Consider the following 523-nt stretch of genomic DNA (forward strand, 5'->3'; position numbering starts at 1 on the left):
AGAAACCTTGGCTTATTACGCTTTCCAGCGATAATCTTGGCGCTAAAGCAACAGGGCTTTATCAAACGCGCTTGAGCTTTTCTTTTGATGATCTGTTGGGGATCAATGATCAATGGTCGTTTAGCTATCAGCGTTCTATGGATGGTAGTCCGTATCATTTTTCTCACAAGCGCCCCAATAGTGATACTCTAACGGGATCCTTTTCTCTTCCCTATGGCACTTGGACAACAGGTTTTGATGGGACGTGGAGCCAATATCATTCGAGTGTTAAGGGAATATTTTCCGATATTATGACTGCGGGCAAGTCTTTATCGCTTACACCGTGGATTTCACGGGTTATCGACCGTGATCAAGAGGGAAAGACCTGGCTTACAGGACGGTTGACATGGAAATATTCTGATAATTTTATTATGGGCAGTCGGGTTGATGTTTCCAGCCGTAAACTAGCTATTGCAACCTTTGAGCTTGATCATTCGCGCAAGTGGCTTGGAGGAGAATTAAGCGCGCATATAGGGTTTCATAA

Annotated in this window: 1 protein-coding gene; it reads left to right on the forward strand. The window is 44.2% G+C overall.

Translation table 11 applies throughout. The features are described 5' to 3' along the window. Window positions 1-523: ShlB/FhaC/HecB family hemolysin secretion/activation protein (locus ACFINH_RS10410; protein WP_375633104.1), on the forward strand; the 523-nt coding region annotated here is incomplete at both ends.

Source organism: Bartonella sp. AA74HLJMH (genome assembly GCF_042197045.1).
Lineage (GTDB): Bacteria > Pseudomonadota > Alphaproteobacteria > Rhizobiales > Rhizobiaceae > Bartonella.